This window comes from Occallatibacter gabretensis, from assembly GCF_001449115.1.
Taxonomy (GTDB): domain Bacteria; phylum Acidobacteriota; class Terriglobia; order Terriglobales; family Acidobacteriaceae; genus Telmatobacter; species Telmatobacter gabretensis.
Window position 1 is genome coordinate 230,586 of the sequence record NZ_LAIJ01000009.1, and the last position, 14,888, is coordinate 245,473.

13 protein-coding genes are annotated in these 14,888 nt (G+C 56.5%); 2 read left to right on the forward strand and 11 right to left on the reverse strand.

All coding sequences use genetic code 11. From position 1 onward, the window contains the following. Positions 1-20: 20 nt before the first annotated feature. From VO84_RS07320 to VO84_RS07335, 4 genes are all read right to left on the reverse strand, one after another. Positions 21-2,516, reverse strand: a complete 2,496-nt coding sequence (locus tag VO84_RS07320) for an ABC transporter permease (RefSeq protein ID WP_058186914.1) — start codon at positions 2,514-2,516, stop codon at positions 21-23. Between the two features lie 330 nt (positions 2,517-2,846). Then, positions 2,847-4,220: an Hsp70 family protein gene (locus VO84_RS07325; protein ID WP_082661811.1), complete on the reverse strand. Its 1,374-nt coding sequence runs from the start codon at positions 4,218-4,220 to the stop codon at positions 2,847-2,849. A 125-nt stretch (positions 4,221-4,345) separates the two neighbouring features. Then, a complete protein-coding gene (locus VO84_RS07330; RefSeq protein WP_082661812.1) occupies positions 4,346-5,725 on the reverse strand; it encodes an FAD-binding protein in 1,380 nt (459 codons plus the stop codon). Between the two features lie 12 nt (positions 5,726-5,737). Then, a complete protein-coding gene (locus VO84_RS07335; RefSeq protein ID WP_231737830.1) occupies positions 5,738-8,605 on the reverse strand; it encodes a peroxidase family protein in 2,868 nt (955 codons plus the stop codon). 573 nt (positions 8,606-9,178) lie between these two features. Here VO84_RS07335 and VO84_RS07340 point away from each other — a divergent pair. After that, on the forward strand, positions 9,179-9,901 hold the full coding sequence (locus VO84_RS07340) for a DNA recombination/repair protein RecA (protein WP_231737831.1): 723 nt from the start codon (positions 9,179-9,181) through the stop codon (positions 9,899-9,901). 168 nt (positions 9,902-10,069) lie between these two features. Beyond that, the gene (locus VO84_RS07345) at positions 10,070-10,474 is read left to right on the forward strand and encodes a hypothetical protein (RefSeq protein WP_058186920.1); all 405 of its coding nucleotides are present in this window, start codon (positions 10,070-10,072) and stop codon (positions 10,472-10,474) included. Positions 10,475-11,101: 627 nt separating this feature from the next. Here the strand turns inward: VO84_RS07345 and VO84_RS07355 are convergent. From VO84_RS07355 to VO84_RS07385, 7 genes are all read right to left on the reverse strand, one after another. After that, positions 11,102-11,455, reverse strand: coding sequence for an NHLP leader peptide family RiPP precursor (locus VO84_RS07355; protein ID WP_058186924.1), 354 nt, complete (start codon positions 11,453-11,455; stop codon positions 11,102-11,104). Between the two features lie 70 nt (positions 11,456-11,525). Then, on the reverse strand, positions 11,526-11,882 hold the full coding sequence (locus VO84_RS07360) for an NHLP leader peptide family RiPP precursor (protein WP_058186926.1): 357 nt from the start codon (positions 11,880-11,882) through the stop codon (positions 11,526-11,528). A 20-nt stretch (positions 11,883-11,902) separates the two neighbouring features. Continuing rightward, on the reverse strand, positions 11,903-12,259 hold the full coding sequence (locus VO84_RS07365) for an NHLP leader peptide family RiPP precursor (RefSeq protein ID WP_058186928.1): 357 nt from the start codon (positions 12,257-12,259) through the stop codon (positions 11,903-11,905). Between the two features lie 35 nt (positions 12,260-12,294). Continuing rightward, positions 12,295-12,693, reverse strand: coding sequence for a Blp family class II bacteriocin (locus VO84_RS07370; protein ID WP_058186930.1), 399 nt, complete (start codon positions 12,691-12,693; stop codon positions 12,295-12,297). 49 nt (positions 12,694-12,742) lie between these two features. Continuing rightward, complete coding sequence (locus VO84_RS07375; protein ID WP_058186932.1) at positions 12,743-13,117, reverse strand: NHLP leader peptide family RiPP precursor; 375 nt, start codon at positions 13,115-13,117, stop codon at positions 12,743-12,745. A 155-nt stretch (positions 13,118-13,272) separates the two neighbouring features. Then, positions 13,273-13,857 carry a hypothetical protein gene (locus VO84_RS07380; protein WP_058186934.1) on the reverse strand — a complete coding sequence of 195 codons (585 nt, stop codon included), beginning with the start codon at positions 13,855-13,857 and terminating at the stop codon, positions 13,273-13,275. 288 nt (positions 13,858-14,145) lie between these two features. Further along, entirely contained in the window at positions 14,146-14,811 is a 666-nt protein-coding gene (locus VO84_RS07385; protein WP_058186936.1) for a response regulator, read from the reverse strand. Positions 14,812-14,888 lie beyond the last annotated feature (77 nt).

Genomic DNA, 14,888 nt, shown 5'->3' on the forward strand with positions numbered 1-14,888 from the left:
GTCTTTCCCCCGACTTGGTGCTATTCGCCGCGCAATGCGCGCATGGGATCAATGGACGCTGCTCTGAGAGCGGGCAGGGCCGAAGCCGCCAGGGCGAGCAGCAATACGCCCACTGCGGCCACTGACAACGCCAGCGGGTCGAACGGGCTTATACCGAAGAGAAGCGACTGCAGCAACTTTGAAGCCGCCACTGCACCGGCCAGTCCGATGACGCAGCCGATGACCGCGAGTTTGGCGCCTGAGCTCAGAACCAGCCGCACGATGGATCCGCGCTGCGAGCCAAGAGCCATCCGGATGGCCATCTCCTGCACGCGCGACGCCACGGAAAACGAGATCACGCTGTAGATGCCCAGCACCGCCAGCAAGACTGCCGCAAAAGCAAAGCTCCCGATCAGCACGGTGTTAAAGCGCCGCGGAGCCTCGCTCACCGATACTGCCTGCTCCATGGTCTGTACCTGCGTGAGAGGCAGCAGCGGATCGATCGACCGCACCGCGGAGCGCAGCGAGTTTTCCATCTGCTCCGGCGGCAGAGACGACCTGAGCACGATGAAGCCTCCATTGCCATTGGTGTCAGTCGCGGGATTACCTAGTGATCCGATGTCGTCCTCGATCTGGTCCACGGGCGTGTAGTACTGCATGTTCGCGGGCTGGTCCGGCGACGCCAGCTTCACGTCGGCCACTTCACCCACGACTGTCATCCACGGCGTCTGCATCTCCTGCGTACCGATGCGCAGATGCTTGCCGATGGAGTCCTGCCCGGGCCAGAAATGCTGGGCCAGTCCGTGATTGACAATGAGCACCAGTTGCGCGCCGTGCCGGTCAGAGTCCGTGAAGAACCGCCCACGCAATAGCGGAATTCCCATTGCCGGGAAAAAGTTCCCGATGGTCTGCGTGGTTGTGGCCAGGTTCAGGGCTGCGCCCTTGGGAGGCGTATACCCTTCCACAACAAAAGTCTGATTATTATTGTTGCCTTCGGACGGCAGCAGGCTGGTAAAGCCCGTTGCGGTAACGCCCGGCAGCGCGTTTAAACGCCTTAGTAACTCACGGTTGAATTCATCGATCTGCGACTGCTTCTCGTACTGCTTCTGCGGGAGCGAATACGAAGCTGTGGTGACGTGGTCCGGTTTGTAGCCGAGATCCACTGACCGCATCTTGTCAAAACTACGCAGCAACAGGAATGACGCTGCCAGCAGCACCAGCGCAATGGCAATCTCCGCAACTACCAGCGTGGACCGCAGACGCGCGTGGCCTCCGCCCTCCGAGCCGGCTCTGCCGCCTTCTTTCAGGTTTGCGTTCATATTGGTGCGCATGGCGGCAAACGCCGGAGCCAGCCCGCACACCAGGCCGGTGACTACGCCGACCACCAGCGCGAATCCCACTACATTCCAGTTCAGCCCGATCTCGCTGATGCGTGGCAGGCTTTCAGGAAGCATGCTCTTACCCACTCGCAGCGCCACAGCGGCCAGAGCCAATCCCAACACTCCGCCGCTCACGCTGAGTACAAGACTTTCCAGAATTGCCTGGCGCAGCAATACGGATGTGCTCGCTCCCAGTGCCAGACGCAACGCCACTTCTCTCTGCTGCCGGATGGCCCGCACCAGCATGAGGCCTGCGAGGTTGACGCATGCGATCAGCAGTACCACCGCTACGGCGAGAAACAGCGTTCTCAGCAGCGGGCCGGCCTGCTCTGTGGTGTTCAGTTGCAGCGGCCGCACCACGGCGCTGATGTGCAGGTTCGCCATCATCGGTGGATAGTTACGCATGGTCTCCTGAGCCACGGTTTCCGCGTCGCTCTCGGCCTGCTGGGCACTCACGCCCGGCTTCAGCCGCCCGACCATCTGGTAGCTCCAGTTTGCTCCGGCCGTGGGCGTTAGCTCGTCCACTCGAAAGCTCATTGGCACCCATAGCTCCGAGCGGTTCAACTGGCCGGGGTTCAATGGGAACTCGAAGTTCCGTGGCATTACGCCAATGACGACATATGGCTTGCGGTCGAGCAGGATCTTTGTCCCCAGAATTTGCGCGTCGCGATGAAATCTGCTCACCCACGCCGCGTAGCTCAGCACCACAACCTGCTGGCTGTGCTCGTCTTCGTCTGCCGTGAAAACTCTCCCCATGAGCGGGTTTACTCCAAGCGCAGAAAAGATCCCTGCCGTCAACCGCGACGCATTCACCTGTGCAGGTTCGCCTGTGCCTGAGAGCTCATACCCAGCGCCCTGGTAGCCGCCCAACGCGGAAAAGCCATGCGTCTCCCGCGTGTAGGCGCGGATGTCCGGCACCGTAACGCCCACTCCGCCGTTTCCACCAACATTCACGCCCGCCAGCTGGTCTGATAGCACCATCAACTGCTTGGAATCAGGAAACGGGAGCGGCCGCAGCATCACCGCCTCCACAACGGAGAAGATCGCCGTCGTGGCACCAATGCCGAATGCCAGCATCAGAACCGCTGTAATCGTAAAACCCGGCGACTTGGCCAGTTGACGCAGCACAAAGCGAAGATCAAAAAGCAATTTCTGCATGGGTATTCCTATCGCTGGTTGAATACAGGAGATTCGAGCAATTCTGATCAGGCAATTCTCGCGCCAAAAGATTGCTCGTTAAGTCGTATGAAATGAATAGCCTAAATGCGTATCTCAAACTGGATGCAATTCGTGGGTGTTCAATCTCAAAGAACGTGTTCGCAAATGAACAAGATCGACGGAGATCTGTTCTCCGCATGTACATACGATTTCATAGCTGATTGCGTTCCATTTCTGTGGAAATACTGCTATGCCGCTTCAGCCTTAGCGCATCCTTATTTGCAATAAATCGCCGAGTGACTCACCGAGCCAGAAAGGGATGCGCGTAAGCTATTTTCCGGCTGGAATATTGGCTGCGCGAAGGGCTAAGCCGTAGGCCACGGAAGTAAACTCGTTACCTCCGCGAATGCGGTCCGAGCCAAAGCGGCTGGCGAAGATGCGTCGCACAGCGGGCACGAAGGAACTGCCGCCGGTAAGAAAAACGCAATCCACCTGCTGCGCTGAAACGCCGCTTACGGCCAGCAGCGAGTCGACACAGTGCTCAATTGAGGCCAGGTCCTCTGCGATCCACTTCTCAAACTCGCCGCGCGTGACCGGGATGCGCAGGTCAACGGTGGACGAGTGTGGGCCTGCATCACGGAAGCGGAACTCGGTCTGCTCACTGTTCGAAAGCTCAAATTTCACTTGCTGCACGGCCTGGTGGAGCTGATAACCGAGGTCACCATCGATGACAGTCATGAGCGCGGCAATTTTCTCCGGCTCAAGGGCGCGCGCATAGGCGCTTTTCAGAATCTCGCGCACGTTATTCGTTCGCAAAAAAGAAAGATAGTGCCAGCGTTCGAGGTTGGCATAAATCCACGCGGGTACGGCAGGCAGAATTTTGTTGAGCGAGCGGGCCTCGGAGTTAGATCCAAGCGCGGGCGAAACCAGTTTGTGCACAATGCGAGCGTCGAATGCGTCTCCGGCAAGCCCCACGCCGGTGTTGCCCAGCAGGTCGGACGCGTCACGGCCGCGCCGGTTGATCCCAGGTCCCACACGGAGCAGAGAAAAATCGCTGGTTCCGCCGCCAAAGTCGCCAATGAGGATCAGTTCGTCATGGTCCAAAGTGGACTCGTATGCGTAGGCCGCGCCCAGCGGCTCCATTTCGAACTGCACATCTTCAAATCCTGCGGCAAGAAACGAGTCGCGCAGGCGGCTTACGGCAAAGTCGTCATCTTCCTCGGAGTCCGCGCCCACAAAGCGCACCGGACGACCCACCATCGCGCTGCGAATCTCTTGCCCAAACTGTTCCTCGGCATGTCTGCGCAGGTCAGAGAGGATGCGCGCCACCAACTCCTCCACGCGATGCCGCCGGCCAAAGACCTCCGTGCCGGTAAGCGTGCGGCTGGAAAGGTGCGACTTGAGCGATTGGATGAGGCGGCCTTTTTCCTCGGCGCCTAGATAGTGCTCAATAGCCTGCGGGCCAGTGTAGCCGTGGGCGCGCTTCATGCCGCTGGCGGTCTTCAGTTGCTCCAGGTACAGCACGGAGCGGAAGGATGGAATAGCCTCGCCGAGAAAAGAAAACGAAGCCAGTTGAACCCGCCCGTCGGGCCCGGCCAGCGCCACAGAGCTGTTGGTGGTGCCGAAGTCGATACCGACAGCGCCCTTTCCAATACCGGAGCCTTTGGAAGCATGAGACCGTGGTTGTGCTGCGCGAAAATGCATTTTCTCATTATGCCTTTTCGCGTCGATGGCCTAATGGCGGGTAAGGGATTCAGCTACCGCTAACGCGGTCATTCATTGCAAAGGGCCGCGTGCACTCTTATTCTGTCTGATTCGATGGCAGACCGTTATTTCGGCGATTCACTGGCCAGGAGAGCAGCGAAGTAAGGATTCAACATGCGGCCACCAGGATCCGCAGCCCGCACCGCATCGGAAAACTGCTGCCAGCGCGGCCCATAGGCGGCTGCGGCTTGCGCCGGCGTTACAAAAGGACTCTGATTCAGCAACGGGATGCCGCCGCGCTGCGCCGCGAAACCGTTGAATGCCTGGAGGAAGGCTTGCCACGCGGCAAGGTCAGTGGGCGCGTGAATTGGATCGATGGAGACGATCTCCTGATCCTGCGTATATGAAAGCAGCGAGTTCGCATCCTGGCGAATGTGATAAGAACCTAGCGGCATGTTGCACCGAAAGCCCGTGCTCTGAAAGTACTGGTCGGCGAAATCCAGGTAAGCAAGATAAGTCGTCAACCATTGCGAGCGGGGAAACGCCCAGAATGTAAACGCATATTTAGCGTTGTCCGGTGTCGCGTGGTAATCGATAATCTTGTCCGGAGCCAGAATTGTAATTCCCCCGCCGAGATGCAGCGTGGAGTAGAGGAGTTTTGCGACGTCGAAATCTCCCTGCTGAAGCGCATTGCGCAGCGTGGGATCTTTGACGAATCGATCGATTAGCTGCCCCGCATGGGCTCCCCCATAACTCCAGAGCAGGCGCCGAACGTCCGCCAGCAGCGAGGACAGAATCCCAGGCTCAGCAACACGAAAGCGCTGCTGGAAGATCGCCGTTCTGTTTACCGTCCAGCAGATCAGCCCCTCCGAGGTATCGAGAAGGTTGTCGACTTGCGCCTGGGTGAGCTGGTCTGCCGCGATCGGCAGATAGGTGAGGTGAAGCGCCTCGATAGGTTTTATCTGCAGAGTCACTTCGTACACAATGCCGCAGAGGCCATAACTCGACCGCATCAGGTGCAACAGGTCGGGATTATCTGTTTCTGAGGCTTCGGCAAGGTCGCCTATGGGCGTCACCCACTTCATCTGCGTGACATAGGAGCTAACCTGGCCGAATTGAATACCGTCGAGAGCGTCTTTGCTGTGGCAACAGGCCGCCGAACCGAGCGTCATGTTTCCGATCTCGATGTTGAGCATCATCTGCAGCTTTTGCGAACGCAGAGCTTTTGCTGCGTCAATGATCTGCATTCCCGCCTGCGCGGTAAACGTCAGGTTCGCGGCGTCAATCGCCACGACGCTGGCCATTTTGGTCATGTTGATGATCGTGCCGCCAGACGAAGCGCAGGGAGTCAAAGAATGATAGTTTCCCATGGCACGTACGGGGCTCGGATAAGTAACAGGGTCACGCAAAATCGCCTGAATCTCATCCACCGACTGCGGGTAAATGAGTTGTTGAGGAGAGGCCGTAATGCTGCCGTCGTAGTTCACCACCTGGTTAGCCATCATTCACCTCTTGGCTTATTGGTTCGCAAAGGAATCGTCGGACTCTGCACCCGGTCGCGGTTTCCATGCCAGGCTGTAGTATTGGCCGCGATCCCGCGCCCATGGGTCGAATGCGTTGATCACCGGGCCCAATTCGTTGGTCAGTTCCGGAATGTTTCTCAGCAAGATCCGCTTCATCGGAGAAACCGGCTGTACATGCCCGTTTGGGGCTCCCTTCTCCATCACCGCGTGACCGGGACCGTTGTTGTTTACCCAGTTGACGCCGAGAGTGGTGTAGAACTCCGGACGAAAGCTGGACGTGAAGAAACGGTCGCTGAAGAGACGCCGCGAAGCATTCAGGATGAAGACGACAAACTGAGTCTCGGAAATAGCAAATCCATGCGGGCGCCGATATTCTGCCAGGTATCCCACCGCCGTATCCACATCTTCGATGTTGTCGATGAGTGTCCCGTTGGGATAACCAAGACAGTCGTTGATCGGCGATCTATCCTCATTCACCTGTGCATCGGTAATCACCTTCGATGCGTCGCACACGTGCTGACCATAGAGCTCTCGCAGGGTCCGTACCACGTCCTGCTGTTCAATCTGCGCGGGTGACCCCGGCGCAACACCCGGATCCATGAAGTCGTCGAATCTGGTCATCTGGCGCAGCCCGTATTGCCGTCTGAATTCGTTGAAACGCGGTACCCCGTGTTCACGGTCGCGAATAATATCGAGCGCCACCACATCAATCTGCTGCGTCGGGCTATCGAGCCTGCCCAATTTCAGGTTCTGCAGAAACAGAGGTGAATTGTGCAGTGTCAACAGTCCCAGCCTCTGCCGGCCCAGCGTCAATCCCCAGTTTTCAATCCCCATCGCCTGCATGAATGGCGTTGCTTTGCCCTGAAATGTTTCAACCACGGGAACTCGTTTGGCAATTTTGTTTGGGTCGGCCTTCAAGTCGCGATACTCGAGCAGATCCGGTATGAGCGGATGTAATCGATATACGGAGACGAATTCCTCGGGGAAATTGAAGGGCGATCCGAAATGATTGACGCCTCCATTGGTGTATTTCGGATTCGTAATGTCGTATCCATGGACCTTGCTGCCCAGACCGAAAATTCCCGGTCCGGACGCAAAAACCGAATACCACTCCGTAGCTTTGGCGGCATCCTTTGACTTGCCAAAATTGCGAACCACGATATCGCTCAATGCCTTCGAAAGCAAACCGCCATTCTCGCCGAGTAGTCCGTTCCAGTTGCCATTCATACCCAGGTAGAGCGGCTCGTTATAGAGCAACTGGGGAGTCCATTCCGTCGTATGAATCTTGGCAATCTCCGCCGCCACCACCAACCGGGCAATTTCGAACAACTCGTCGGGAGTTACATCGCGATAATGAATGACCTTTTTAGGCTCTGAGGGATCACGAAGTCCGCAGTCAGCGTTGGGCGTCAGCGCTGCGAGACGCCTGAACTCGGCGACAAACGAGTTGTGTTCGCGAGCGAACAGGTTGTGGAGGAAACTGAGACCAACCGTCCAATTATCTGGAAATCCCGCCGCTTCCTGTCCAGTCCATTCAGGATTGATCGGATCGTTCGGACCGAAAATTGGTAGATAACCGGGACCCGACTGTCCCGCGGCAGGGATAATGAGCAGCTTTGCCATGTCGGCCGGATCGCGCTTCACGCGCTGGCGCGAAGTATCGTCGAAACCATAGAGCTGTGAAGCGTCCCACCATGCCGTGCTGGTGTTGGCCATGGTCTTGGGCGCACGCGCAAGATAAGTATGCCCGCCAGAATCGAAAGTACCCGGAGCAGCATCCTGCGCTACGTAACCCTTGTCTATGAGATCGTCCGGGCGACAGCCAAGTTTCGCAATATCCTCGGGTGCGAGTGGCACCTCGACATTGTTCACCAGCTTGGTCTCGCATCCAACTTTCATATACTGCGTCGCATTGTGCCCTTCTTCAAGATGCGAGAACCAGTCGTGCGTCATGAACTGGATCCAATACGCCGCCAGCACATTGAAGAAGGGCGCCTTCTGGTAATCGCAGTTAGCATCCTTTGAATCGTTGGGAAGGCCATAACCGGCCTGGCACTTGTCCGGACTGGATTGGATTCTGGTAAACAATCGCCGGCTGATGACCTGTGGATCAGGCGCCAGGAGCGAAAGACGATTCCCATGGCGATTGCGCGTGAGTTGATTCAGGCCCAGATCCGGGAATGATGTCTCGAACTCCACGTTGCGCGCAAATAACATGCCCGATGAACCCATGGCTGGATTCAGAATGTCGTTGCAGATTCCGTTGACTGTGCGCCAGCGGATCAGGTCGCCTTTGCAAACCTGAGTTCCATCGCCGCCAACGACTTGGTAGTTTGGGTCGTTCGGCTGCAGCCTCATCGCCGGCCAGACCTTGATCGCGGACCCCGGCACTCCGTTGAGACCCTGAACGTATGCAGAGAAGCTCCCCGAATTATCAAAGAGATTGAATTTGATCAGCTCAACTCTCTGAAGCTCAAGATCTTCCAAAGCCCCAACAACGCCGCGTTGGGCTGGCAGCTTATTTGAAATAAAACCCGTCGGCAAAGAGGTCATATCGCCGGTGCCCCAATAGTTGCTCCAGTCAACCCAGGGTGTTGCGCGAAACTGAAGAGCCTGGGCGCCGCCCCTGCAGAGCGCAATAGCCTCGGACACCTTGCCCTGGAATCGTGGCGCACGTGTATCCGGAATCTTAAGGAGGGCGAACTGGTCAACAATCATCTGGCCGCACGCCAACAGGGCCTTTGCCTCCTCCTGCTTGGGCGAAGTCCCACCGGAAGGACTCTGGCTTGGAGTGGGAACGGTTTGCGCATGGAGCAGAAACGACGCAGCCAGCATGAACAGCGCACAACGGTGAAACTTCATAATTCCTCCCGTTCCCGCAACAGCCAGCATTAGGCACGGCAATTTGCCAATATGGTGCATCGCCGCGACTCCTCGTTTCACAGAGCGCTGACGGTGGGTTGCAGCTCCAACCAGAAGTTCCCACCTCGCCATAACTCCAGGAGACATGGCGCACAAAACAGAAACGCTTCCAATCGCATCGCGATTGGGCGCACCCGCGAGATACCAAATCCGTTCAACTGAATGATTACCGGGCCGATGACGACTCGACAGCCATCGAGCGCATGAAAACAGGAGAGAGGAACGGCCAGGTTCCTGTAATTATGTTGCTACCGAATTACCGGAACCAAACAATAGATGTCAAGTGCTATTTTCCACGCCGGTCTTCACAACATCGAAGTCAGAGAAATCGGATAGCTAGAACGGATATATGGCCCAAAAACTCATCGCCGAGAAAGCGAGGTAGTTGATATTAGGCGGGGATTGCCCGCAGATTCGAATCAAATAGACTCTTTGGAAGATTTAAGACTTTATTGCGGAGAGAAAGAAATTGGAACTTCCCCGCGCGTAATCCGTGCGATATCGCCGACTGGCGTGAGTGAGATCGATGCGGTGCTCGATGGTGGTCTGCCGGTCGGCGCCATCACCGAGATGATCGGCCCGGAATCGAGCGGCCGAACAGCGGTTGCACTCTCCTTTCTGCGCCATCTTACTCATACAGGGAAAGTCTGCGCGTGGATCGATGTATCGGACACGCTTTCTCCTGAATCGGCGGCAGCGGCAGGCATTGATCTCGCGCGTTTGTTGTGGGTGCGGTGTGGCGTTCTCAAAGCGACGACGACGCCTTCTGACGAGTACAAGTTCTCGCTATCGGAGAAGTACCTCATCGCAGCGCCTACAAAGAATGGACTACGTGGCGGAGGCTGTGGCGCACATCCGCGCAACGAGGTTAAAGGACTTCCAAGCGCAATGAGTGGTCTGCTTCGAACAGAGGCCATTGCGCCGCGATGCGCGGAACCGCTGCGCAAAGTGCAAGCACCGCGAGAAACTTTCGTCGCGCCATCTCAGCCCAACCCACCACGCACAGGCTCGCGCATCAATCTCAGCAAACCGTGGTCGCGTATCGAGCAGGCTCTGCGCGTGACAGATCTGCTTCTGCAGGCGGGAGGCTTCAGTGCCGTCGTACTCACGCGCAGCAAGTTTCTGTTGGTCGAAGGGCCGCTCCAGAACCAGGACAATGTCATCCACGTCAAGGCGATCCGTCTGACCGCCTTATCTGATCGCGCTCTCGAGGTGCAGTCGCATGATTTTCATTGAGTGATTTCGCATCCTTGGGCGGACTGAATTTGCGGGAGGGGAGCAGTATCCCTGCCAGGTGCTAGCAAGCCCACAAGATGAAGGAGATGCAAAACAGCTATGTGCCTACCTAGATATACCTTTGCAGTTCGGAACAAAGTATAACCATAAGGATTGGAGGGCTTAAGCATGGCTAAGAAAACGACGTTGGAAAAGGCTGGCGAGGCGGTTGGCTTCGGACTTGCGATGGCAGAAGATGTCGCCGACGCTGTCAAAACTGCAGTCGTGGCAGCCGCGACTACCGTGACAGAGGTTCTGAAAACAGCTCCGGCCAAGAAGGCCACAAAAAAGACAACGAGGAAAATTGTGATTAAGAAATCTGCAAAGAAGGCCACGTCTAAGAAAGCCGTGAAGAAAACCCCTGCAAAGAAAGCTGTTAAAAAGGCACCCGTCAAGAAGGCAGCAAAGAAGACAGCAGCCAAGAAGACATCCGTCAAGAAAGCTGTAAAGAAGGTTGTTAAGAAAGTTCTGGTCAAGAAGGCTGCTAAGAAGGCCGCAAAGGCAGTAAAGAAGGCCATCCGCGGACGGCGATGAGTTAACGAAGTCTTTGGAGTCGCTACAGCTTACATACAACGGGCCGGGCTGTTTCTAAAAGATATAGCGGACGCCAAAGCGTGCCACTCTTTGAGAGCTTCTGGACATGCGGCTTACCCTCGCGAGCTCCTAGACGCCCGCTCAATTTGAAGGACATCGTCGCTGGGATGCAATGCCCATTTGTCGCACGCAAAGTGCAGTCGAATGGGTGAAGAGAGAGCGGGCGACTAACTGCACCGCGCCGACTTGTAATGGCCTCGCCTCAATCGTTTGGTCGTCCGCCACCAGTCGATGGCGACGGAGCTAGCCGTCTTAGAAGCGGCAATGGGCCTCATTATGAGCTAATGTGCGCGCTCCTGAAGAAGATGAGTTGCAGCACGTCATTTTCTCTCACGGCGATTCGTCGCAGAAGGACTGCATCCATTGTGCCTAAAATCGGCACAATGGATGCAGCTGGGCGGCTCTATTCGAAGCTCAAGGAGTTTCAGTATCGGTCGATCGACATAGACCGGATACAGCAGCTATGGGCGGAAGGCCTTAGTCGTCGCTCATCAGAGCTCGGCATTTTCAAATATGTGCAGGCCGGGTAGCGTCCGAATCTCCATCTCGCGCAACCGTCCGTAGCCTCTACCAGGACTGGGCACTTCCTTTTACCGTCACTGAGACGGCAAAAGTGTAGGCCAGGCCGATGGCGGTTGCGACGATCGCGACTGTAATGTCAGTACCGCCTGCGACTCTCTCCAGATCGGCATCCGAGAGTTCCGCGAGGTCGGCCGGTGCGGGCGGGATGGAGAAGTGGACTGTATTCGCGTCCTCCTGGTAGATGAAGATATTCACCTCCGGCGGCAGCTTCTTTCCCAGGTGCTGTTCGAGCGTGCCTTTAGGGTCGCTCACGACCTGATCTCGGAATTGCGGATCCTTCCAGCACTTTTCAATTAGCGCCGTTTCCAGTTCGCGGCGATTTGCGAATTGCTTCTCCATGTTGGCTCTCCTTGCGGTTTCGTTGCCGGTACACCCGGCAGTTTTACCGGCCCCTTACCGGCTCTGCGCGCTACCAGCCTTGCTTCGCTGTGACCACGCCGCTGGCGATGGTTCCAGCGACTGTCCATGCGGCCGTAAGGCAAATAGCGAGCGTGGTAAATACGTCGGTTCCCCCGGCCACAGATTCCAGTTCCGCGTCGGAAAGTTCGGTTAAATCCGCGGGCGCGGGAGGAATCGAGAAGTGGACGGTGTTGGTGTCTTCCTGATGAATGAAAATCTTCACCTGAGGCGGCAGCTTCTGCCCGATGTGTTGCTCAAGCATTCCCTTGGGGTCGCTCACGACTTTCTGCCGGAAATCGGCATCTCTCCAACACTTTGTGATCAGCGCGGCTTCAACCTGTCGCCGTGTTCCCTGTTCATTCTCCAAAGTGACCTCCTGCCGTCCGTTCACCAGATGTCGGCGCCTTTTGTAACGCCACCGATTGTCCCTGCCGCTGAGGCAACGATGCTGACAGTGATAGAAATCATGAATCCAATATCAGTGCCGCCGGCCACCTTTTCCAGGTCGGCGTCTGAGAGCTGGGTGACATTCACAGGCGCGTGTGGAATTGAGAAATGAATATGGCTCGCATCCTCTTCGTGAATGAAAATCTTCACTTGCTCCGGCAGCTTCTGTCCGAGATGCTGCTCGAGCATTGCCTTGGGATTGGCCACTACTTGTTTTTTGAATTCGGGGTCTTTCCAGCATTTCTCGATCAGCTGCGTCTCGATGTCTCGTCTCGAATTGGTCTGCGTCTCTGCCATGTGCTCTTCCCTCCCTGTTTCGCGTTAATCAGCGTTTACCAGATGCTGTCGTTTCCTACCGCTGTGCCAATCAGCGACCCTGCCGCCGCGCCCACGGTCGCGCCCACGGTCGCGCCCATCGCCAGAGTGATCCCGATCTGTGCCGCGACGATCAGCGTTGCGAAGATGTCTGTTCCACCTGCAACTTTTTCGAGGTCTTCGTCCGACAGTTCGTTCAGGTTCGAAGGCGCTGGCGGAATGGAAAAGTACAGTGTGTTCGCATCTTCCTCGTGAATGAAGATTTTCAGCTTTTCAGGTAGCTTCTGTCCGAGGTGTTTCTCGAACATGCCTTTGGGGTCGCTTACTACCTGTCGTTTGAACTCCGGGTCTTTCCAGGACTTTTCAATGAGGTGAGCTTCGAGATCGCGCCGCGTGATCTGAGTTGCTGCTGACATGTGGGTCTCCTTATCCGGTTAGCTAGCGGTTGTTATGTAGGTGCGGAGCCTACCAGCCCTGCACAGGTGCCGTTACCGCACCGGCAGTGCCAATCGCGGTTGCCGCGCTTACGCCGGCCACGGTTGCGGCAAACAAGAGCGTCATGGCGATATCGGTGCCACCGGCCACTTTCTCGAGGTCTTCATCGGAGAGCTCGGCGATATTCGATGGAGCTGGCGGAAGGGTGAAGTGCACCGTATTGGCGTCTTCTTCGTGAATGATGATCTTCAGGCCGTCAGGCAGCTTTTGGCCGAAATGTTTCTCGAACATTCCCTTGGGATCGCTCACAACCTGTTTTCTGAAGTCCGGATCCTTCCAGGCCTTTTCAATGAGGTGTGTTTCTAAATCGAGCCGTGTAAAGGATGCCGATCCTGTTGCCGTCATAGTCTGTTCCTTCCGCCTTGACCCGTATCATGCGTGTGCTGCGCGTACCAGGCAAACGGCACGTTGCGGCATTTGCTCGAGCGACGTACGACATCGTGATTTGTCGTGATATTTCGGACCGCGCGGCGCTGCATATTCGCCATTGCTATCAATTTCTAGTGAATGACTCTCATCAGCTCGAGCGCTGCCGCGCTCGTGATCGCACCAGTCAGGGCCGAGATCAGCGCAACTGGCCAGGGGAAAGAATTCTGAATGCGAACCTCGTCGGCGCCTGCCGCCGCCAAACTCACCGTTTCGCCAGGTTTTGGCGGTGTGAGTTCCTGGTTGTGATCGGGTATAACCTGCACCGCGCGCCTTTGCCGCCATGCGTCCAGTTCTCTCTTGTATGCGAAGACCGAACCCGAGCGGGAATCCTGAAGGCGATAGATGGGGAGCTCGTGTAATTTTTCCCAGCGCTGCACGGTTCGAATATCACGACGCATGTACGCCGCGATATCTTTCCACGCCTCGAGAAGTTGATCCTGAGACCGGTCAGCCTGCTGGACGTCTGGATATGACAGCAGTTGGATGCTCGCGGACGAAGCGGTGTCTCCGTGCATCACGGCCGAAGTTGTTGACTTTCTCTCTCGATCCACTTGCGCTGCAATATTCATGTGCTTTTGACCCTCTCTGCTGAGTTCTAGAATTCGATTCGCTTCACCAGCCGCCGATTCATCAACGCGCGGCACCGAGCGAACCATCGAATCGAGAAAGATCGCCGCATCATAGGCGCGCTTTCCGAAGTGCTGCTACACAAATTTTGGACAAATACCGGGAAGCGGGACTGATACCCGGATACCACTGCTCTCAGATCAGAAACAGCACTAGACGATCACACTCGGGGCGCTCATTTCTCCCAGAAGTGCTACCGATCTGACAGAACAAATCGTAGAGCGGGCATCGAATCATGAACATCGCCACAAATACGCAATCTTGCTGGAGGAACCACGTAATTTTGTACGTGGTTCTGCGTATATGCCGAAGGATGATTACAGGTCGGACTTGTGAGCGAGAGAAAACTTCATCAGGGCGTGGCTGCCGTGAATATCCAGCTTGGTGTTGATGTTGGAGCGATGCGTTTCCACGGTGCGGTAGCTGATGCACAGCTCATCGGCGATCTCTTTGCTGGTCTTGTACTCCGCGATCAGTTTCAGAATCTGCCGCTCCGTCCGGGTGAGATCGCCGATGCTGGGAGTTTGCTCTCTCAATGCCACGGTGCGACGGTGGCTATTAATCAGAGCGCTGGTCATCGCCGGGCTCGTATAGCTTTGTCCGGCAGCCACGGCACAGATGCTCGCGACAATATCCGCGGTGGCGCTGTCTTTCAATACATAGCCCTGCGCATGGAGTTTCAGAGCCTCGTTCAAGAAATCCTCTTCCCGGTGAATCGTCAGGAAGATGATGCTGGGAGCCGTCAGTCCCTGCGCATGCATCAGGCGAGCCACTGCGAGCCCGTCGGTGCCGGGCATATCGATGTCGAGCACCACGACGTCGGGCTTGTAAGTCCTTATGTGCGCCAGAGCCGCCTCGCCATTGTCTGCTTCGCCAACCACCCGCAAACGCGGATGAGCTTCAATCACCTGACGAAGTCCTTGCCGGACGATCGGATGATCGTCGGCGAGAACGATGCGAATTTCGCGGTCCGGTTCCATCATGAAAAAATCTCGGCGGTAATCGGTATCCCGGCTGTTGGCGTCGGGGAGCGGCTACTAAGCAGCATACACGGCGGCGT